This window comes from Vibrio iocasae (assembly GCF_042245395.1).
GTDB classification, from domain to species: Bacteria; Pseudomonadota; Gammaproteobacteria; order Enterobacterales; family Vibrionaceae; genus Vibrio; species Vibrio iocasae.
Genome location: NZ_CP145311.1, coordinates 1,630,908 through 1,652,526 on the forward strand (window position 1 = coordinate 1,630,908; position 21,619 = coordinate 1,652,526).

Sequence of the window (21,619 nt, forward strand, 5' to 3'; positions counted from 1 at the left end):
CCCCGACGTTAATACAATATCTGCGATGTATCATAAGCGTGGTGCTATGTTACAAAGGAGTAGCGCATGGAAAAACCATTGTTTCGTCAATCATTCCTGTATGACACTTTAGATATGGATACCGAAATGTCTCCGGTTCAGTTTCAGTTACCATCGGGCCTTACGGTCAGGCTTTTAAAGCGTGGTTTGCTGGAAGTGTCACCGGAAAATATGACTGACCAAACAAAGTCCATTGTTGTATCCGCTGGAGTTCATGGTAACGAAACGGCTCCAATGGAGTTAGTCGACGCAGTTATTGAGGACATTCTGAGCGGTAAATGTACGGTCACAGAACGTTGCCTGTTTATGCTAGCCCATCCGCAAGCCACGAATGAGCAGACGCGCTTTATCGAAGACAACATGAACCGTTTGTTCGATAAGCGTGTGCAATCCGACTCAATCGAAGGCAAGATTGCATCGCAGGCAATGAATGATGTCGAGGCGTTTTACGAAGGAACTTCGCCAGAGCAAAGATGGCACCTTGATTTGCATTGCGCTATTCGTCGTTCCAAGCATCTTACGTTTGCGGTATCGCCAAAAACGACCAAACCGACTCGCAGTAGAGCACTACTCGACTTCACCGCTAAAGCTCGTTTAGAAGCCATTCTTCTGTCTAATGCACCGACAAGCACCTTTAGCTGGTACACAGCGGATGCGTTTGGCGCTCAATCTCTGACTGTTGAACTGGGTCAGGTATCTCCGCTTGGCGAAAGCGACCTATCTCTTATTAACGACTTTGATACGGCATTCCGCGCTTTGATAACAAATTCTTTAGAGGGAATAGAGGGTGTGGATGCTATCCCGTATCGTGTGACTCAGACTCTCAAGCGTACTCACGATGATTTCGACTTTAACTTTGGTGATGATGTTGAAAACTTTACCCGCTTTGAGCATGGACAAGTGTTAGGCCACGATGGTGACAAAATACTGTTCGCTAAAGTGGAGCAGGAAGCCGTGGTGTTTCCAAACAAAAATGTCGCTATAGGGCAGCGTGCGGCACTGATGGTGAGTGAAGTTGAAACACGCTACGAAAATGACCAGTTGGTGTACGATTAAGGTTTAATTTTGAACGACTTAGGATCGGATATTTGGTCTTAAATCGGGCAAAAAGCACTAAGTTAGTGCAAGTATTCAAAAGTAGAAAGAGAAGTATTTTTTAATATTATTAAAATTCAATGGGTTACAAAAATATATTTTTTGGCACGCTATTGGCATTAATAAGAGTGATACATTCTCGTTCTACTTTCGTTAGGCATTCGCGCCTTTAGCTACTCGTGGCAAAGGCGCATTTTTTTGCCTTTAAATCAATGAAGTAAGATCAGCAGGGCGGTAATAAACGGACTTTAGAACCTTACCTTCTCGTATGGTTTTGCTTTTAGCGATAAAATCTTTCGCGCACTTAGCGATAATGTAATCACCTTTAACGACAGCTCTTAGTTCAACGCCCTGTTCAGCGTAGAATGATTCCGTTTCCTGATACTCTTGTTCGTTACGGCACACCTTGCTCATGTTACTAGAGTGAATCTCATCCCAGCAAGGGACAAAGTTGATGTCCAGGTTTATGGCTGTATTTAACAACACGTCGATCATATAGCTGATAGACAGATTGTCTTCGACACGTGTATGACCAAGATGCACAAGCCTTCCCATTAGAACGTATACACTGTCTACAATCGCGTCGGCCTGCTCTATTTTACTATCTGCCTGTGCCAGTTCAGTCAACTCTTCAATAATCAGTGAAGAGTGTAAAGTATCTGAACTATCGTCCATTGTGTCTTTAGAGTCGACAGGTAAGTCGAACGTTGAACGAAACTCACAGATATCGTTGTAAATGTGGTCGTATATTTCTTGTGTTAGTTGAGTCAGTTTCATCTTAGCTACCGATAGAGGTTTTCGTAGCGAGAGATATTAAAAGATCTGAGTTATTTCTTCTACTTAGATTGAATAAAGAGATTAGATGATCTTTACTAAAATAAGGAGTTATCTACAAAACAGGTGTATTTCATTACGACAATGAAGGATTCACGGGAAGTTATCAGAGTCATCCGTCGTTTGTATCAAATTACTAACGACTATGGAAAAGGTTACGATATCCAAATGTTCCAGATCTTAATGCTAGGTTTGGAGGTTTTTGATTTGGACATCGCAATCATGTCCAGAATTCAGGATGGTCGGTATGTTGTCGAACACTCCATCGCTCCAGAGGACAGTGACCTTAAGCCTGGTGACGAGTTTAACTTTGACCACACTTTTTGTGAAATGACCTGTCAGTCTGATGTACCCGTTCTTGTTCCGGATATCACCACAACTCCTGCATTCACCGGTCATCCAGCCTATCAACATTTTAAGCTTGGTGCTTATATCGGGATCCCTATTTATTTGCACGATGAGCTATACGGAACGCTAAATTTTTCTGGCTTGAATGCGAAAACAAAATCGTTTCCTGAGAGTACCGCAGAGCTCTTAAAGTTGATGGCGCTTTGGATTGAAGGGGAGCTGGTCAGAAATAAACAAAAGCATGAGCTGGAGCTATTAAATCGAGAACTTGAATACCAGGCTCGATACGATGCATTAACTAATCTTCCAAACAGACGGTTTTTATTTGAAACTCTAAGAGCCGATATCGAGAAGATGCAGATGCTGGGCGGTAATGGAGCGTTACTTGTGGCCGACCTTGACCACTTTAAGCAGATAAATGATAACTTTGGGCACCAAATGGGTGATGAAGTTCTGCAAAAAGTTGCGTCTAGTATCGCTGAGCAAATAGGTGATGTTGGAATGGTTGCTCGTTTTGGTGGAGAGGAGTTTGTTATCTGGCTGCCAAACAGTGAAGTCGCTTTGTCGCGTGACATTGCTGAAAAGGTCAAGACCGCAGTTTCATCTATCCGATTAGAGCAGACACATTTGTCTATTTCGGTTGGATTATGCCACTTCCATATCGCTGAGTGGGTGGAAGGAAAAGCCATAGATATAGCAGATAAGATAATCTCTCATGCTGATAGTGCCTTATACAATGCGAAATCATCAGGGCGAAATAGAGTCGTTGAAATTCAAAAACACTACGATTAAGGACATCTGGGGAGGTGAACCTTGAATAGAAGTGAATTGATCAAGTTTTTAAAGTCATTTAATGGCTGTGAAGAAACTTATCCTTTTGGTCCAGAAACGTTGGTTTACAAGGTGAAGGATAAGATTTTTGCTTTGGTTGGACACCGAAACGGTTCTGACTTTATTAATCTTAAAGCAAAGCCAGAAGACGTATTGTTTATGATTGAGCAGTTTACTTTCGTTAATCCTGGGTATCATATGAACAAAAAGCACTGGGTTAGTGTCACTGTCGATCACCCGGAAACTGCAGAAGTATTACAAGGTTTTGTGGAAAACTCCTATCAGCTGATCGTGAGCAACTTGAGCAAAAAACAGCAAGCTGAACTGAAAAGCTACTAGATGTTCTGGCGCACCTAAATTTAAGGTGCGCTTTATGTTTGGGCCTAGTTTTCTAATCAGGCAGGTTGTATCTCGCGGATATCTGCGGTGTTGTGTGTACGAATTACATGGTGTAAACGGAATAACATAAGCAGTGCTCCTAGTGTCAACCCAGTAATGATTCCAACCCAGAAACCTTCTTCTCCCATTGCTGGTACAAGTTTGTCAGTAAGGCCAGTCATAACGCCTAGCGGTAGCGCGACACCCCAGTAGACACCAATCGATAAAAACATAGGTATCTTGGTATCTTTATAACCACGCAGTGCTCCATTTGCTGCGGTCTGTATTGCGTCACTAAACTGATAGACAGCTGTATATATCAGTAATATGGTTGCTGTGCCGCTGATGACCGGATCATTGGTATATAAACGAATAATACTATCCGGAAAAAGCAGAAGAGTGACGATAGAGACCGAAGACAGCATGCCCGCAATAGCGATGCCGAACAGGCTCCTTTCTTTGGCAGCTTGCTGGTTTTTTGCGCCTAATGCGTGACCCACTCGAATAGTGATACCGAACGAAAGGCTCATTGGGATCATATAGGTCAAACTGGAAATATTTAGTGCGATTTGCGCGGCTGCAACATTATCAGCACCAATACGACCGATGAGCAGTGCGATTACCGCAAAAATACTGCCACAGACTGCGATGTTCATACCAATAGGCACACCGAGTCTAAGTAAATGCAGACAGTTTTTTACCCGCGGTTTTATGTCTGAGAAATGGATGATTTTCTTATAGTGGTGATGCCCTTTGATGTACGTAAACAGTAGTAACGACATCACCCAATAAACGATACTGGTAGCCCAACCACAACCTACAGCACCTAAAGCAGGGAATCCAAGTTTGCCGTAGATCAGCACGTAGTTTATCGGAATGTTCAGCAGCAACCCGATAACGGAAATCAACATTGGCGCTTTGGTGTTGTTCATTCCTTCACAAAAGCCATTGAGCGTATAAAAGAGTGCGATACCCGGTACACCGAAAGCTAGTGCAACAACATAGTCACTCGCGATCGGAATAATCTCAGACGCTACCCCAATGGTGTTTAGAATGTTGTTGCCGTTTGAGAGATAAAAAATAAGCAGGCCGCTAATCAACGCTGCAACCCAAATCATCTGAATAAACTCTACACGTATCTTATCGAGTTGGTTTGCACCGCGGTGATAAGCAACCACAGGTGTTAAAGCCATGATGATACCCCGGAGCAATAGAGCGACGGGTACCCAAAGGCTGGTTCCCAGAGCAATCGCAGCAAGATCGGCAGGGCTGACCTGACCAGCCATGGTGGTATCCACAAAACTCATTGCCTGAGTAGCAAATTGAGTGAGAATGATAGGAATCGACAAGTGTAACAGTGAGCCAGATTCACGGGTAAAACGAGAAAAAGTCGTTGAGTTTAAAAGTGTATTTTTTTGCATGAAGTACAGATAACACCAATATAAATACACAAGTGGAGGCAGGATGGCAGGTGTGTATTTTAGGGTGTGCCGTTTAAGGTGGCTAGAATATAACCAGATTTGTGACCAAGTTCAAGACTTGTAACAAAATTATTTTCCTTTGGTTAATGGATTGATAAAGGTCAATGTTAAGTTCAGAAAGAGCTATTACTTGGAGTTATACATCTTCTCAAAGTTCTTTGGGTTCCAACCGATCATAATTCTGTCACCGATTTTCAAGACAGGGACAGAGCGAGCGCCTATAGCGTCTAGTTCCTTGCGGCCTCTTTGCATTTTTGCGTTCGTGAGTCGGTACTTGTAACCTTTTGAGTCCAGGTAGCGTTGGGCATCTTTGCAGTGAGGGCATTTGTCTTTCACGTATAAAACAAGTCTTTTCATTGTGTTATTTCACTTATTGTGACTAATGGTGTTTCATCATTGATTCGGTTGGGAGAGGAGTCTAATCAATTCGAGAAGGAAATGCGAGTGAATGAAGCTATGTTGGAGAGGGGTATAAGGGTATATACTGTGGCGCTACTACAGATTCACAAGATGGTTTTCTCCTACAAAGTAAGCGTAACATGAACAGTTCAATGAATAAGTCACTTCGTTACATTAATGGTTACCCTGACTCGATAGTCTCCCAAGTCTCACATCTTGTGGAGTCTGGTAAGTTATCGCAGTGGTTCAAAAATAAGTACCCGGAGAATCATCAGATAAAAAGTGAGAGAGCGCTATTCGACTATACAGTTGAGATAAAGAATCAGTATATGAAAAAGACCTCACCGCTGAGTAAGGTCATTTATGACGGTAAGATTCACTTGATTAACAATGCTTTGGGGCTTCACTCCTTTGTTTCCAGAAACCATGGGGGAAAGCTAAAATCCAAAAACGAGATACGAATTGCAAGTGTATTTAAGAATGCGCCTGAGCCATTACTGAGAATGCTAGTGGTTCACGAACTGGCTCATTTAAAAGAAAAGGAGCACAACAAGGCATTTTACTCGCTTTGTTGTCATATGGAGCCGGATTATCATCAACTGGAATTTGATGCTCGCCTGTTTATGATTTATCTGGAACAGGGAAATAAGGGAAGCTAAAGCTCGGTCTTAGTATTTATCAGCAATGACACAGCGAGGTTTACATGGAAATTGAAATCTATATGCCATGCAGGCCAGAGTGGATTTGCGACATTATTTTGTTTGCGGTCACCATTTTGTTTTGTGTCGGACTTCTGGCTTTTATCTGGGTGGTTTGGAAAGAATACCAACAGATAAACAAAAAAAATCGGAAGCCTTAGGGCTCGCTAAGGACTTCCGAAAGACACATTACCGTTCTACTTTCTATTTATGTTTGTGTATATCTCTTCAAGTTATTATTTCTATGCTGTGTAACAGCAAGTCAGGAAGTAATCTCCACCGCACTTAGATGTGTAATCTTTATCATCCAGACACACTTTAGGCTGGCCATTTTCATCAAGTTTAATCAAGCTAATCCAGTGACGCATACGTTCTGGTGAGCCCTCAATGGCGGTTGGGAAGGTTGCACAGGTTTCTAATTGAATGTCCGCAATTTCAACTTGTGTACGTCCACTTTCGTTTGAACACTTCTTAAAAATAACTTCAACATGGCTACCATTTTTGTCTCGAAGTACTATCGAATATGGGTGCTCAGGTCGGCCGGTATAAGCAACGAATTGTCCAGGCTTGTCCAGGCCACAGTGTGTTCCGTCGGTAAAGTAAGCCATGAGATGGCGTCCATCTCGAACATAACAGGCAACTTGTTCGTGTGAGCCTTTGTCTAGTGGAAACATGGTGTCCAGAAGTTGTACGGCTTTGCGCTGCTTTTCTTGCGCCTGTTGTGCTTTTAGTGATTCAACGGCAAAGACCGCTTCAGCAATAAAAGAGTGTCGGTCGTCACTGTTATTTGTGTTTTTAAATGCTGGTAGATTCATGGTCTTTCCCTCGTGTGTATCATCCGTTAATTGTTTAGCAAGTTTTGAGTAAAGACTCCAAAAAGTTGATCCGGTCTACTTGTTGACTTGCTTAATTTGAAGATTACACAAAATATCACTACAATTTCACAACAAAAATTTCACATTGTGAATTTTACAATAGGCAGGAAGCCATGAGACAAACACAAAGTCTGATACGGAAGTCCCATTTCTTAGGTACAAAGATACGTAACCTACGGAAACGTAACCATTTAACCATGGAAGATCTTTCTTCACGTTGCGTCCGCATAGACCCGGAAAACTCTCCCTCAGTCTCATATCTCTCGATGATAGAGAGAGGAAAAAGAGTTCCAAGCGCCGATATGCTGGATGTCATTGCGAAGGTTTTTCAAAAAGATGCTCGCTGGTTTTTGGACGATGAGCCAGAGTCTCAGGACATTACTCCCGACAAAGGACGCAAAGGGGGATTGAGTGGTATTCCACTTGAACCGAGCTTTCTGTTCTCCAATGACATGTTGCAAATAGCGATTCCTGAGCTGCTTTCTCAAACAGGGGTGACGGGGCGTCAATTTGCGCAACTGTTGATTAGAGCTTATCAGGAACACCATCAAAATCATTTTCCCGATCTAGAACGGGCTGCAGAAGAGGTTGGTCTAAAACGTGTTCCGCTTGCAGTTGAAGATATGCTGGATCTCGCAGCTCATCAGGGGTTACAAGTGCAATGGTTCGATGATGCACCTAAAGAGGTGTTGGATGAACTGGGAGTAGTTAGCCGTCAGTTAGTCACATCCTACTTTGAACCGCCTGGTAAGATTTATCTGAACACAATGTTGCGTGATTATCCTACAAGGCTTAAGTATGATCTCGCGGTCTATATCGGTCATTGTGTTTTGCATAACAACGAAGGATTAGCAAGCACATTGACCATTGGTAGTCACACCTGGGGAATCGATGATTCAGTGACTAATGGATCACCGATAAACCCTCAGGATATCCTGACCGCATGGCGCAGCTTCGAGGCGAGCTTTTTTGCCGGTGCATTGTTATGTCCAAAGGTACCATTTAGGCAGTTGTTAGACCGTCATGGGTATGAAATTGACGTCCACAAAGTAGCGGGTGTCTCCCCTTCAGTAGCGATGAGACGCATGACCGTTGTTTCACCTTATCCTCACTGGCACTACTTCGATGCCCATGCGTTAGGTAAATTAAAAGCAGTGTATCGCGGGAACGGCATTCCTCTTCCTTGGGGTAACATGCGCGAAGTGAATGATCCATGCCAGCATTGGTCGGTGTTTAGAATGCTGTCTGAACCAAACGATAACTCAAGAGCTCAGATTTCGATTCTGGATGTGAATGAAAAACCCAGAATTTATTGCTGTGAGTCTGTCGGTGTCGTGGACCCTGCGGGTAATAATCGAGTGCTTTGTGCCGGGTTGGACTTGAACCCAGCGATTGAAGCTCAAGGTCAAAGCGCTCAAGAAGTGGCAAATGAAATGAAGGAACTTTGTGTTAACAATGGGGGGGAAGTCGCCATTCCTCGGCACATAAAAAAAGAACTGACATCGGTTGCGAAAATCCTGAACATCAACTGGATAGGTCGTGGTATCGACAGGCAGGCAAGGCTGATTTGCTCCAGAGGTAACGTGTGCCCAAGAAAACCAAGTTGTTACGATAAATAGACGCTATGCAGAGTAGGAGTTTAAATATGAAACGCTTTAGAAAGTTTCAGGGGGGATTTATTCTGCTTGCCTCCTTATTTTCGGGTGGGTTATTTGCTCAAGATCAGAAAGATATAACCGAAAATATAGAGCGTTTCACCGAAAATATATATTTGACGCAGAGTAATACGGATTCTGGTTTAAAAGCGTTTCTGGAACGAAATGATGGTAGGATTGTTTTTATCGACGGCTTTCTGGACGCCAGTCTGTCAACGGAAGAGCAAACAAGCGTGGAACAAGGTTGCGAGCTGGATGTTGATGCGATTGTTGAACAGGAGCTTGATAATACGCCTGTTCCTTTACCGTATTATGATCGCCTTGAGGAGTTGAACTGTTTCGGTTCTTACTTAGTGTTTGATCTTTCGAAAGAAACGATTTATGCCCCCAGTTTTGGTGGTACCGGCGTGGTAATGATACGATTGAAAGGTTTTTTTGATGTATTCACTACTTACCATTCAGGGCCAAGTATTCATTATCACCTAAAGGCCATCGCCGTTCCGCTTGATGTCAGGCTCAGAATGTATGGGCAGTAGTAATCACAGTACTGGAACCTTGACCTATGATAATCGCTGAGACAAAACGCCTTGTAATCAGGCACTTCGAACTGAAAGATGCAACATATATCTTAAATCAGCTTAATCAGGATTCATTCATCAGGTATATCGCTGATAAGAATGTGCGAACACAATCTGATGCGGAAAAATATCTCGAAGAGGGGCCGTTAGCCAGCTATAAGTGGCATGGTTTTGGTTTAAACATGGTATTACTCAAAGAGAGTGGTGCAGCCATTGGTATGTGTGGATTAGTCAAGAGAGATGAGCTGGAACATCCCGATTTGGGTTATGCATGTTTGCCTGAGTATTGGAGTAAGGGTTACTCATTCGAGGCGAGTGAGGCCGTATTAAGAAATGCCAGAAAGGTGCATGGTATTCAAACTGTTTTAGGTGTCACACACCCAGATAACGAAGCTTCGAACAAACTGCTAATGAAACTTGGCTTTCAGCAGGTTAAAACCATTGACCTATATGGCTCCATAAACAACCTTTACAAGTACGACTCAATCTGACTGTATCGTCAATTATCACCTTGCTAGATCCAGTGTTAGGTAATGAAAACAAACACCTTTATATCTTATGCTTGATGAACGTATTAATTGTGTGAATATATTAGTGCGTTATGTTTTTCGAATGTTAATTAATATGGTTTATGTAAAACCTAAAGCGTTCTTTTATAGCTCATTCTTATCAAATTAGAATAAGGAAAACGTTTTTATTTATAAAACTGTTTGTACTTCATACTATATACACCTAATTCTAACTTGGTGTTCGTATCATGTCCGCTAGCTCCGATCCGCAAAACAAGAAATTTCCTGGTGACGTTAGTCTCATATCCACAACTGAACCGTCGAGTCACATCACTTACGCGAATGAAACGTTTTGTGACGTAGCGGAATATCAAAGTGACGAGTTGCTTGGTCAGGCACACAATATTGTCCGCCACAAAGACATGCCAAAAGCTGCTTTTGCACAAATGTGGCAATACCTGAAATCAGGTAATAGTTGGATGGGGCTGGTAAAAAACAAATGTAAAGGTGGTGACCACTACTGGGTAAATGCATTTGTGACACCAATCAAAAACGAAAAAGGCGAAATTATCGAGTATCAATCGGTAAGAACGAAGCCTGAATCTGAGCAAATAGATAGAGCAGCGGATCTCTATAAGAAGATCAATGAAGGCAAGATGCCGAAACTTTGGCGCTATTCTTTTGTTAAAACCAACCTTGTATTGGGTACGTTATTGCTATTGCAAAGCCTATGGATGCTGGCGGTTGTTGAGCCAATGTATTTTGGTATTGCAGGGGCAGTACTCAGCTCAGCTCTATTGATCAATGGTTTTCGTCAGAAAAGCCGATTCAATAAAATAGAGTCGATGGCTCAGAAGTCTTATTCAAACCCATTAATGGAAAAACCTTATACCGGTTGTTTCGATGATTACTCTCAGGTCGAGCTGGCGCTATATATGCGTAAAGCAGAGCTAAGAGCTGTTTCTGCGCGCGCTTCTGAGACAACCTCAAAAATTCTGATTTCTGCAGAGGATAGTCATGGAGATACTCAGTCTATTGAGCAGAGTTTGAACCAACAGTTTGCGGAAACAGAGCAGGTCGCAGCGGCTGCTGAAGAGCTGTCTCATTCTATTCAGGAAGTTTCTCAGAGCGCTCAGGATGCATCGCTGGCAACAGACGAAGCGAGAGCCGAATCGCAGAAAGGTCAGGAAAGCCTGGCAATGACCATTGATGTGATTGAGAAGCTAGCCTCAGAGCTGGATAGCTCTAAGAAAGTGATCAATCAGCTGGCGGACAACAGTAAGCAAATTGAATCTATCCTGGATGTTATCAATGGTATTTCTGAACAGACAAATCTGCTGGCTCTGAACGCTGCGATTGAAGCTGCACGAGCAGGAGAGGCGGGCAGAGGTTTTGCCGTTGTTGCTGATGAAGTTCGTACTCTTGCTTCAAAGACTCGCTCTTCGACCGATGAGATCTATACCATGATTTCTAACCTTCAAGAAACGGCAGATGACGCGGTGAGCTTGATGGGTAAAGGCCAGCAGCTTTCAGTGGATTGTCGTGACAGAGCAAATGAAACCAGCGATGTGCTTACTAATATCACTTCAAAACTTCAATCTGTAAATGACAACAGTCATCAGATTGCCCTTGCTGTAAGTGAGCAGGTTGGAGTAACAGAAGAAGTTAACCAGAACGCGGTAAGAATTAAAAACCTTGCAGATGATACGCTAAGCGTATCTAAAACTTCGCTCGATAAGTCAAGCAGGCTGGTCGAAGATATTGACGCAATGAACCGTCTAATTAAGCAGTTCCTAGTTGCTTAATGGATGCTTAAAATACAGCAACTGTCGACTTCAAGACACTGTTGAGTATATAAATGGTTAACAAAAAACGCAGCTGGATTTCCAGCTGCGTTTTTTATTGGGTAACTATTCCTATAAACTTCGAAGACTTGGTTACGCAGCTATAGTTTTGGTATACGCAGGTTGCTCACTGTGTGGTTCGAATACTTTCATGGTTATTATCTGTTCCTCAAACTCGAAAACTGCTGTAGCTAACGTGTTTTCTTCATCCGGATCATCTTCTGCTTGTCTGAAGATAGGAAGTATCGGATCGTGAGCATCTCTTAGAATTTTTAAGCAGGTTGCAGAGTCAAATGCATCTTTGTATGCGTACGCCAGTTCTTCCATTCGACTTTGTCTTGAGTCGGAAGAGTCAGTAATAATCTGAGGAACGAAATCGAGGTCCTTGTGTACCAAGTGATTTGCGTGTACAACGACCGGGCATGCCTCGATTGCAGAGATATCATGAAACGGAGCCTCGACGCTTAGCGCTTTTCGGTAGGTCATGTCTGCTACTGTATAGTGGAAAGCGCCACTCCGCTTACTATCATTTAGCGTTGCCAAAAATGCCTTATAGTCTGATGCTTCTAATAAGCTTCTCGACATAATCATGCGCGGCAATCCAACCTGAAGCTCTGTTAGGCGGATATTGTTTACAGAGAAAGCGAGACCAAATTCGTTCATTGCGAATGAATGGCCTGGAATCGAAGCAGGATAAACAAAAGAAGTGAAGCTTGCAGAGTTTTCCATGTTAGCTTCAAGTAGGAACACGGATTCTTTCAGTGCGGGATCACCGTCTTCATTGTGAGCAACTAAACTCAATTTCTTTTGTGTTACACCAATGGATGTGCAACCTTCCGGAATGCAGTTGACCAGATCACCACGACAGTTCCATAACAGAACATCGCGTAGATCTTGGCTCGTACCGTCTGCAATGCCTTTTAATTCAGAATATATTCCGGGACGTTCGTCTTTTATTAGTTGTTCAACTTCGGTTAACCAGTCTGAGTTTATCCAGCCTAATAGGTGCTGGTAACCTTCCGATGGTTTAATGTGTTGAGCAAAAATATCTTTAGAACGCTTGCCTATTTCAAGGCCTAGCTCGTAGTGATCGCCAAAAAACTCGACTGTTTTCATAAACTCTGATTATCTTTCTTTGTACAGTTAGTATGGAATAGTACATGCAGGATTAGATAATTGATAGTTATCGGGCGATCTTGATTCTTTTAGTAATTGAATAAAACTGTTAGCAGGCAGTGGTTTAGAAAAGTAGTAACCTTGGCCATAGGCACATCCGTTCTCTTCCAGGTAGACTTTTTGCTCCCATGTTTCGATACCTTCGGCAACGACGTCTATATTTAGGTTGGACGCAAGTGCGATAATGGCTTTTACTAGCTCTGCATCTTTTTTGACGTTTGTCAGATCGTTGATAAAGCTGCGATCTATCTTAATACCATCCAGTTGAAATCGCCTCAGATACGCCAGCGATGAATAACCCGTACCGAAGTCATCTAACCAGACTTTCAGTCCACTGTTTCTCAACTCTTCCAAGGTCGCCATCGCCTCATCTTCATCTTTAAAGAATAGGCTTTCAGTGATTTCAACGTGTATGTTTTCCGGGGATACACCGTGTGCTTTGAGTGAGCGCGATATCTGCCTCACAATATCATGTCGATAAATTTGATTGGCCGATAAGTTGAATGAAACATGGAAGTTGTTTGGTAACGAATGCTTCCATATTTTTAACTGCTTACTGAGTAACTCTATTAACCAGTTACCTATCGGTATAATCATTCCGGTCGCTTCAGCGATGGGAATAAATTCGGCAGGCGAGATCATGCCTAGAACAGGATGTTTCCACCTAACAAGCGCCTCGGCGCCTATCAGGCGATTATTATCTAGGTCATTTTGAGGTTGATACCAAAACTCAAACTGCTCAAGATGATTTAGTGACTTTCTCATTTCACGCTCAAGAAGCGCTTTGCGGATAACTTGTTCATTCATCGAGTTATTGAATCTTTTGTAGGTATTACGGCCATCGTCTTTGGCTTGATACATAGCGATATCCGCGTTCTTGATGAGTTCTTCTGAGTTGAGCCCGGCTTCGGGATAAACCGCAACACCTATGCTTCCTCCAACAACTAATTGATCCTGGTCGACCTGAATTGGTTCCCGGATATCTCTAAACAGCGCTCGGATCACGAGCTCTATATCTTCCTGCAGAGAGACGCCTGGTAGGTATACAAGAAATTCATCACCACCTACACGGGCTATCATGCTTTGACTTTTATTGGGCGTATATGATGAAAAGCTTGTTTCAAGGTTCAGTGAAGACTCCAGCCGAGTGGCCATCTGAATCAGAAACAGATCTCCCTTTTCGTGACCGTAATTGTCATTGATGGTTTTGAAGTTATCCAAATCAATAAAGAGTACTGAAAAAGGTGTTTTTGAGTCCGAACTAAGTTGGTTGTCCAGGTGCTGAAGAAACTGAACTCTGTTTGGTAAGCTAGTTAGATGATCATGAAAGGCGAGAAAAGCAATTTTCTCAGTTTTCTTCTCAAGCTCTTGTGACATATCAGAAAACGCAACGGCAAGTTCGCCAAACTCATCACTACGTTTTACGTTAAGCAGGCTCTGAGCGGCACTAAAATTGGTGTTCGCAATGTGTTTCGTATAGTGGATGAGTTTAGTGATTGGATTGCTTACCGAGCGAGCAATAAGGATGGCCAAAAAAGTAGAGACGAAAAAGATGATGGCTGCGACAGTGCCCATGCTTAAGAACAGTTTTTCTCTGACGTTCGTTTCTATTGAGTCGAAGATATGGGAGATACGCTGTATGTTTTGGTTAATTTCCTCAAGAGAATACTCTATATAAACACCACCGATAATCTTCCCGGAAACCATGATGGGTTGAGCACATCCAAATTTATTATCGTCAAATTTGCTGTATTGCTCACCTCGCTCTAATACCGCGGAAGTGACTTCTTCATTGTCGAACTTTTCTCCGAAGTTTATCAGCCATTTACTGCCATCATGAAATGTGTGTCCGTTGACATCAAATACTATGATTTTGTTTATTTTTTTTACGTTCAGCAGAGGTTCAATTAGATACTGGGCCTGATCTGGATTGTAATTGTAAAGTGGGTCGAACAAAGCATAGGCGAGGTAATCGGACATCTGGTCGGCTTGTTCAATAACGGTTTGTTTATAAGCTTCTAGTGAGCGTTCTGTTACCTGATTAAATAGATCATCAGATTGTTTTTGAGCAAGATATAGAAATACAGCAGTGCACGAAACGATGGTGGTTAAAGATAAAATGACGGTGAATAAGATGTATTTTCCCTGAACTTTAAGTTGAAACATAATGATTACACCGAGTTAGTTTAGTGACTGCTTTACGGTTTTTTGAAGTTCCATAATGGGTTTTAAGGCAGGTCCGTTGCTGTCAAAAAGCTCGAATTTCTTGGTATCCTGGAATGCGGCTAGTGCTTGTTTGCCGTCATCAGTTTTGTCGGCATTAAGTAGGGCACCGATAAGTTTCTGCTTACGTTCAGCGGTCATCTTGGGGCTGAACAAAACGACACTTCTTGGAATAGGAATACTTGTGTGCACGATCTTTAGTTTATTTTTGTAGGATTCAGGAACGACGGCTGCATCATTCCAATCAGTATTGCTGAATACGCCTGCCTCAACCTGTTTTCGGTATACCCATGCCGAAACACTCACTTCGCTTGAGCTTTTGAGCTGATCTTCAATAAATACGTATCCAATTTTTCCAGCTTCTACTTGGTCCTGAACAGAACGTAGTTTATGGAGTTGATAGCCATGGTTTAGAAGGATTGCTGCGGGAACGTAGTATCCAGAGGTTGAGCCTTTGTCTTCAAAAGCGATGACTTTTCCGATCAAGTCATCCAGATTATTAATTCCGGAGTCTTGATGAGCGAAGATGATAGAGTTGTAGCTATCAACCTGTTTTTTCCAACGTAATAACTCAATGCTCGCACCGTGTTCCTGTTGAAGAGTGAGGCCAGAGAATATGGTTTCAGAAACAAGATCAACATGCCCGGCTTGTAACCATTGTCCCATTTGCTGAGGGCTATTGTGCACCCATACTTCAGCTGTTTTGATTCCCTGATCTTTCAGTTTTCCAGCCAGGTAGTTGGCAAGAGGCGTTGTGTTTTTTATATGTTTTTTAGCCTTACTACTAATAATCCCGATGACGAGTTTATCTTCAGAGGGCTTATGGTGGGCAAATAGAGGTGCGCTAATTATCGTAGATAAGAGGAATAGAATGCTGAGTGTTACGAGCTTGGTGTGCGTGCCATTGAAGACTCTTATACGATAGTTCTGTTCCATTGGCTCTGAATCTCCCACGCTAGTGAACAACTGCATGCATCTACGAGCAAATTATTTGCGATGCATTTATCAATTAGGTTCGCAGAGTATTGTTGAACATGGAACTGATTAGTTGTTACGCGATGTAAGTAATATTGTCTGTGATTTTCTGACGGAGCGGATAATTAAACTTATCAAAAAGTTAGTTAGAACAGATATCCAACGCAGAGGAAGTAGTACGTTGTCAGCTATAGAATTGAGGGCAAAGAGAAGGGAGCTGAAATGCTCCCTTAATTTGATACTAGCTTGGTAATAGTTTGGTAATGGTTTGGTTCTTATTTTAGTAATCGAGCCTTAAATTTACGACCTTTAAGCTTGCCATGTTCAATGGTTTTAAGTGCTTTTTTAGCAACGGATTTGTCAACAGCGACATAGGAGCGCATAGCAAATAACGAAATCTTGCCTACTTTCTTGCCATCTATGCCGTTCTTTCCGGTTAACGCACCCAGAATATCACCAGCACGAACTTTCTGTTTTTTCCCGCCTGCAATTTCAATGGTTTGCATCTTAGCTTCGAATGCAGGCTTGGACAGCACATCGTCACCTGGTAGTTCGACAGGCTCAATTGGCATGTCCATGAACTCATCAATCATCGTAACGCGATACATCTCTTTGTCACTGAACAGACTGCAAGCGAGTCCATTGTTACCAGCGCGTCCAGTTCGGCCAATTCTGTGTACGTGTACTTCAGGATCTCTTGATAGCTGATAGTTGATCACCATATCTAAGTTGTCGACATCTAACCCTCTGGCTGCGACATCTGTTGCTATCAATACCGAAATACTTTTATTAGCAAACTGAGTGAGTGACTGGTCTCGGTCTTTTTGTTCCAGATCACCGTGCAGATCAATAACATCAAACCCATCGCGGTATAGTTCTTCAGCAACGTCTTGTACTTCGCGCTTTGTGTTACAGAAGATAACGGTGGATTCTGCCTGATATTGCAACAGCAGTTTTTTTACTGCTTGTAAACGCTCTTCATTATTTTCAACCTTAAAGAAAAGCTGCTTGATGCTGTTACCGCTATGGGTTGATTCCACTTTTACAAGTTCTGGTTCAACCATGATTCGGTTAGCAATTGATTGAATTTGCTCTGGGAATGTTGCGCTAAAGAGTAATGTCTGACGTTTCGACGGCGCATGGTCAATGATCGTATCCAGTGCTTCCTGAAAGCCCATTTCAAGCATTCGATCAGCTTCATCCAAAACCAGCGTGTTGAGCTCTGAAAGGTCAATACGTCCTTTAACAAGGTGGTCTAAGATTCTCCCCGGTGTACCGACAAGGATATGAGCACCGTGCTCCAAAGAGCCGATTTGTGGGCCCATTGGCATACCGCCACACAAGGTAAGCACTTTGATGTTATGTACCGTACGGGCAAGCTTACGGATCTCTTTAGCTACCTGGTCCGCCAGCTCTCGAGTTGGGCACAATACAAGGGACTGCACCCGAAAACGCTTAACATCGAGATTCGTAAGCAGGCTTAAACCAAATGCGGCCGTTTTACCTGAGCCAGTTTTTCCCTGACCAATCACATCTTTGCCTGATAGCATTAATGGCAGCGATTGCTGCTGAATAGGGGTCATATCGGTATAACCCATAGACTCCAGATTTTGTAAAAGTGCAGCTGAGAGTGGAAGCTGTGAAAAGGCGGTCTGGCTCAAAGGAAAATCCTTAATGATTTAGAGATTACAAATTAGCGGTGCAAGATAGCGGTTTCGGTGTAAGAGTACAACCGAAACTCGCCTAGAAGGAGGATTAATCCGAAAGGTAGTACTCTACTGTCGTAACCACCCGAACTTTCTTTATGTGTGGGTTATTTCTGTCCCTTGGCCGAATACTAAACTGACCTTGATACGCTTTCTTAATCTTACCCAGCTTACTTTTAGAGTCTTTCGCGAATTTTTCTGCTACAGCCCTGGCGTTTTTAGTCGCTTCTTCAATCATGTCAGGCTTTATTTCATTTAGCCTGGTGAACAGGTATTCTGTCTGGCCATCGTATCCACCATCCGTAAATACAATCCCTTTTTTGCCTAGCTCGGATAGTGTTCCCATGACTTTCCGTACAGTCTCAATATCTGAAGAATACACGGTGACGGTTTGAAAAGCGGTATAGCGGAATCTTGCCTGGCTATCACCACCATATTGCTGCGCTGATTTATCCACAATAGAGGGTGAGGAGAGGGTTATTTCATCGGCTGAAATGCCGTGTTTGATCAGATAGCTTGTGATGCTTTCTGACTGCTTGTCAATGTTGTTATAAAGCGTCGAAAGATCATTATCAGCAACATTGAATCTAATTGGCCAGATGGCGACATCAGCGGAATACTCTTGTTCAGATAATCCTTTGACCGAAACCGTACGTTCATACATTTTATACTCGATGGCAGCAGCGGCTAGCAGATAACCCAAGATGGCCAAACCCAAACAGATGAAAACGCCTAGTACTGCAGAACCAGAAAACGACTCTTTTTTCATTTTTATTATCCTTGAACTTCTTTTTATGTAAGTAAGATAGATATCTTCCAGTTTGGTTCAAATTATTAAACTTAACCACCTGTTCGGGTGATTAGGTAAAAAGATGTAAATGAGCTAATTTGACAAGAAATGAACCTCATACGAATAAGACACATGTTAATATGGAATGGATGTCACGTAACGTATTTGCATAAGAAATATTCGCAAAGGCTTTTATAAAAACGAGTTGGTAAGTTCAATGATAACCTGCACAAAAACCGCAGCCAAAAAGCAGAAGGATCTCTTTTCTCAGGGCAGAATCCTCACCTGGCTTCTTTCTATATTTATTGTCACTTTTTTTGTTGCTGGTGTATTTTGGTCAACCGCGTATTTTAAAGTGGTAAATCGATATGTTGCTGTTAACCATTTGATTCATCAGTTTGATTTTGGCAAAGCGAAAGGCGAGTACTTTGTACGTACCGGAGAGGCAGAGGATGCTTCCAGAGCACTTGATGCAATCAATGGTGTTGAAAACCAGGTTACTGAGTTGGTTGAATCAGGTGCGCTTAAAGCCGATGACCACTTAAACAAGCTAATTGAAGCCCTTAAAAACCACAAACACGATTTCACAGAGTATGCTGAGCTTTCACAAATAGGTTTTATAAGCGCAGACGAAGAACAGCAAGCACTTCATCGGGTCATAGAGACAGGAATGCTTACCGGCAAGCTGATAGCAAAGTATAGCGGGGAGTACAACAACGAGATAACCCAATACAATCAGGCCACAGTCTATTTTCTTGGTGGAGCGGTCGTTTTTGTCATTATTGTTATCTTCTTATCAAGAAATATACGTACCACCCAGCAGGAAATGCAGGAACTGGTGGTAAGCCTTGATAATGCCAGGAAAGAGGCGGATTGCGCAAACGAGGCAAAATCAGACTTTATCGCTAATATGAGCCACGAAATTCGTACACCGATGAACGCCATAATCGGTATGAGCCAGCTGGCGCTTGATACAGAACTGAATCCGCGACAAAGAAACTACATCGAAAAGCTCCATCATAGTGCCGAATCATTGATGACTATCATCAACGATATTCTTGATTTCTCGAAGATAGAAGCAGGCAAGATGGAGATTGAACTGGTTGACTTCAAACTTGAAGAAGTGATGGATGAGTTGAGCAGTGTTATCGCGATGAAAGCGGAGCAAAAATCCTTAGAGTTGGGCTTTGATGTTCAACCGACTTTACCAACATATTTGATTGGTGATCCTCTTAGACTGAATCAGATCCTTGTTAACCTCGGAAACAACGCCGTTAAGTTTACCGAAGAAGGTGGTGATGTAACGATAAAAGTGGAGGAAGTGCCTACCGAAGGTACAGATGATGAAATAAGCTTGCTCTTCTCTATTTCTGATACCGGTATTGGCATGACAGAAGAGCAGCAAAGCAAACTCTTCCAATCCTTTAGCCAGGCTGATACATCAACGACAAGAAAATATGGGGGGACTGGTTTAGGTCTGACGATTTCTAAAAATCTTGTGGAGATCATGGATGGTGAAATCTGGTGCGAGAGTGAAGCTGGTAAGGGAACAACTTTCTATTTCACAGTGAAGTTGCACAAACAAAAGCGCCAGTCTGAACTGCCACAAACCATGTTTGAAAGTGCGGGTGAGTTAAGAATTCTGGTGGCAGATGATAACGCACACGCGCGCGAGATTCTTTGTCGCATGCTCTCTAATTTCAATTTCTCCATTACAGAAGTAGACAGCGGAGAGAGAGTGGTTTCTGTCTTAGAACAGAATAATAGCGTTAGATCAGCAAGAAACTTTGATATCGCGATTGTCGATGGCGATATGCCTGGATTGAGTGGTACTGCGATAGCAGAGAACTTAATGTCTAACACCATCATTGGGGTCAAACCTAAAGTGATTATGACGAACAGTTATACTCAGGACGTGGTATTAGAAGACGTTTCTGCCAGCGGTATTTCAAACGTGTTAGTAAAACCTGTTACGCCATCGGGTGTTTACAACGCAATACTCAAAAGTATTGGCAAACGAGTCGCCATACCTACCGCACAGAAACAGAACCGAAGCCAAGCTCTGGAAAGAGCAAAAGAGAAGGTGAGAGGTGCTTCAATTCTTTTGGTTGAAGATAACATTATCAACCAAGAGTTGGCGATGGAGTTGCTGTCAGGTTTGGATATGCATATTACCTTGGCAGAAAATGGCCAGGAGGCACTAAATAAACTTAGCGAAGAGCAGTTTGATGGTGTGTTGATGGACTGCCAGATGCCGATTATGGATGGCTATCAGGCAACACGGGAAATCAGAAAACAGCCAGAGTTCGCTAAACTACCTATTCTGGCGATGACCGCAAATGCAATGGCTGGTGATAAGGAAATGGTCATCGGAGCGGGTATGAACGACCATATTTCTAAACCTATCGATATTGAAGATATGTTTACTACCATGGCCAAGTGGATTGCGCCTAGAGAAGTTAGGAACTCCGTAACGGCTCAGATTGAAAACAAAACAGAAGCAGGAGGTGATGAGCTGATAGCTTCACTATCCACCTTAGATACTGTTTTAGGGCTTAAACACGCTCAGGAAAATACGAAATTGTACCTGCGTTTGCTTGAGCACTTTGTGGAAAACAATAAAGGCTTCGAGAAGAAGTTCGCTCTTGCGTGGGAAAGCAGCATTGCGGATGCTGAGAGAATGGCGCATACGCTCAAAAGTACAGCTGGTTCAATTGGTGCGGCAGAAGTGCAGAACGCAGCGCTGGAGTTAGAGCAAGCGATTAAAAACAACGCCGCTTACGATCAATTGCCAATCGAAAACTTAGTCGTGGCCCTCAAACCTGTGGTGAGAGAACTCACTGAACGATTAACAATAATAGCCGAGGCAAGAAGCGGCTCACGTCAACGTTATGCTCCAGTAGATATGGACCGAGTGACAGTGTTAGTAGAAAAGCTGGAAATATTGCTGGAAGCCTACGATACCGAAGCGCTTAATCTGATTGACGAGCTAAACATGCTGCTTAATAAAACTCGATTGCAAAGCGCTCTGAACAAAACAAAGTCATGTCTGGAGATTTACGAATTTGATAAAGCGATTGCATCGCTGAGCCACTTTAAAACTCAACTGGAAATACCTGAACCAGCATAGTGATTCAGATGTGCGGTTAAATAAAAACGGAGGCCAGAACCTCCGTTTTTTATTT

18 protein-coding genes are annotated in these 21,619 nt (G+C 42.7%); 9 read left to right on the plus strand and 9 right to left on the minus strand.

The window, feature by feature from the left end:
• The first annotated feature begins 66 nt into the window (after nt 1-66).
• On the plus strand, nt 67-1,095 hold the full coding sequence (locus tag SNR28_RS17285; RefSeq protein WP_375753904.1) for a succinylglutamate desuccinylase: 1,029 nt from the start codon (nt 67-69) through the stop codon (nt 1,093-1,095).
• Nucleotides 1,096-1,338: 243 nt separating this feature from the next.
• Here SNR28_RS17285 and SNR28_RS17290 read toward each other — a convergent pair whose 3' ends face one another.
• Nucleotides 1,339-1,911 carry a nucleoside triphosphate pyrophosphohydrolase family protein gene (locus tag SNR28_RS17290; protein ID WP_375753905.1) on the minus strand — a complete coding sequence of 191 codons (573 nt, stop codon included), beginning with the start codon at nt 1,909-1,911 and terminating at the stop codon, nt 1,339-1,341.
• A gap of 141 nt (nt 1,912-2,052) precedes the next feature.
• Between SNR28_RS17290 and SNR28_RS17295 the strand changes: the two genes are divergently transcribed.
• Together SNR28_RS17295 and SNR28_RS17300 are read left to right on the plus strand one after the other, a co-directional pair.
• Nucleotides 2,053-3,108, plus strand: coding sequence for a diguanylate cyclase (locus tag SNR28_RS17295; RefSeq protein ID WP_375753906.1), 1,056 nt, complete (start codon nt 2,053-2,055; stop codon nt 3,106-3,108).
• Between the two features lie 21 nt (nt 3,109-3,129).
• The gene (locus SNR28_RS17300) at nt 3,130-3,486 is read left to right on the plus strand and encodes an MmcQ/YjbR family DNA-binding protein (protein WP_375753907.1); all 357 of its coding nucleotides are present in this window, start codon (nt 3,130-3,132) and stop codon (nt 3,484-3,486) included.
• A gap of 56 nt (nt 3,487-3,542) precedes the next feature.
• Here SNR28_RS17300 and SNR28_RS17305 read toward each other — a convergent pair whose 3' ends face one another.
• Nucleotides 3,543-4,946, minus strand: coding sequence for an MATE family efflux transporter (locus SNR28_RS17305; RefSeq protein WP_375753908.1), 1,404 nt, complete (start codon nt 4,944-4,946; stop codon nt 3,543-3,545).
• Nucleotides 4,947-5,132: 186 nt separating this feature from the next.
• On the minus strand, nt 5,133-5,363 hold the full coding sequence (locus SNR28_RS17310; RefSeq protein WP_375753909.1) for a glutaredoxin family protein: 231 nt from the start codon (nt 5,361-5,363) through the stop codon (nt 5,133-5,135).
• A gap of 194 nt (nt 5,364-5,557) precedes the next feature.
• Between SNR28_RS17310 and SNR28_RS17315 the strand changes: the two genes are divergently transcribed.
• The gene (locus SNR28_RS17315) at nt 5,558-6,064 is read left to right on the plus strand and encodes a M48 family metallopeptidase (protein ID WP_375753910.1); all 507 of its coding nucleotides are present in this window, start codon (nt 5,558-5,560) and stop codon (nt 6,062-6,064) included.
• 281 nt (nt 6,065-6,345) lie between these two features.
• On the opposite strand, the gene SNR28_RS17320 is transcribed toward SNR28_RS17315, so the two are convergent.
• On the minus strand, nt 6,346-6,918 hold the full coding sequence (locus tag SNR28_RS17320) for a hypothetical protein (RefSeq protein WP_375753911.1): 573 nt from the start codon (nt 6,916-6,918) through the stop codon (nt 6,346-6,348).
• Between the two features lie 173 nt (nt 6,919-7,091).
• On the opposite strand from SNR28_RS17320, the gene SNR28_RS17325 reads away from it, so the two are divergent.
• The 4 genes from SNR28_RS17325 to SNR28_RS17340 all read left to right on the plus strand — a co-directional run bounded on the left by SNR28_RS17325 (nt 7,092) and on the right by SNR28_RS17340 (nt 11,525).
• Entirely contained in the window at nt 7,092-8,597 is a 1,506-nt protein-coding gene (locus SNR28_RS17325) for a DUF3612 domain-containing protein (protein WP_375753912.1), read from the plus strand.
• A gap of 26 nt (nt 8,598-8,623) precedes the next feature.
• Complete coding sequence (locus SNR28_RS17330) at nt 8,624-9,169, plus strand: hypothetical protein (protein ID WP_375753913.1); 546 nt, start codon at nt 8,624-8,626, stop codon at nt 9,167-9,169.
• 26 nt (nt 9,170-9,195) lie between these two features.
• Nucleotides 9,196-9,702 (plus strand): GNAT family N-acetyltransferase, encoded by a 507-nt coding sequence (locus tag SNR28_RS17335; RefSeq protein ID WP_375753914.1) that lies wholly within the window; start codon nt 9,196-9,198, stop codon nt 9,700-9,702.
• Between the two features lie 266 nt (nt 9,703-9,968).
• On the plus strand, nt 9,969-11,525 hold the full coding sequence (locus SNR28_RS17340) for a methyl-accepting chemotaxis protein (RefSeq protein ID WP_375753915.1): 1,557 nt from the start codon (nt 9,969-9,971) through the stop codon (nt 11,523-11,525).
• Nucleotides 11,526-11,657: 132 nt separating this feature from the next.
• On the opposite strand, the gene SNR28_RS17345 is transcribed toward SNR28_RS17340, so the two are convergent.
• The 5 genes from SNR28_RS17345 to SNR28_RS17365 form a co-directional block, all read right to left on the minus strand.
• Nucleotides 11,658-12,680, minus strand: coding sequence for a C45 family autoproteolytic acyltransferase/hydolase (locus tag SNR28_RS17345; RefSeq protein ID WP_375753916.1), 1,023 nt, complete (start codon nt 12,678-12,680; stop codon nt 11,658-11,660).
• 27 nt (nt 12,681-12,707) lie between these two features.
• Nucleotides 12,708-14,906, minus strand: a complete 2,199-nt coding sequence (locus tag SNR28_RS17350) for an EAL domain-containing protein (RefSeq protein WP_375753917.1) — start codon at nt 14,904-14,906, stop codon at nt 12,708-12,710.
• Nucleotides 14,907-14,921: 15 nt separating this feature from the next.
• Nucleotides 14,922-15,899: a phosphate/phosphite/phosphonate ABC transporter substrate-binding protein gene (locus tag SNR28_RS17355; RefSeq protein WP_375753918.1), complete on the minus strand. Its 978-nt coding sequence runs from the start codon at nt 15,897-15,899 to the stop codon at nt 14,922-14,924.
• A gap of 314 nt (nt 15,900-16,213) precedes the next feature.
• The gene (gene dbpA, locus SNR28_RS17360) at nt 16,214-17,599 is read right to left on the minus strand and encodes an ATP-dependent RNA helicase DbpA (protein WP_375753919.1); all 1,386 of its coding nucleotides are present in this window, start codon (nt 17,597-17,599) and stop codon (nt 16,214-16,216) included.
• 94 nt (nt 17,600-17,693) lie between these two features.
• Nucleotides 17,694-18,413 (minus strand): SIMPL domain-containing protein, encoded by a 720-nt coding sequence (locus SNR28_RS17365; protein ID WP_375753920.1) that lies wholly within the window; start codon nt 18,411-18,413, stop codon nt 17,694-17,696.
• 238 nt (nt 18,414-18,651) lie between these two features.
• Here SNR28_RS17365 and SNR28_RS17370 point away from each other — a divergent pair, with 238 nt between their 5' ends.
• Nucleotides 18,652-21,564, plus strand: a complete 2,913-nt coding sequence (locus SNR28_RS17370; RefSeq protein WP_375753921.1) for a response regulator — start codon at nt 18,652-18,654, stop codon at nt 21,562-21,564.
• Nucleotides 21,565-21,619: the final 55 nt, after the last annotated feature.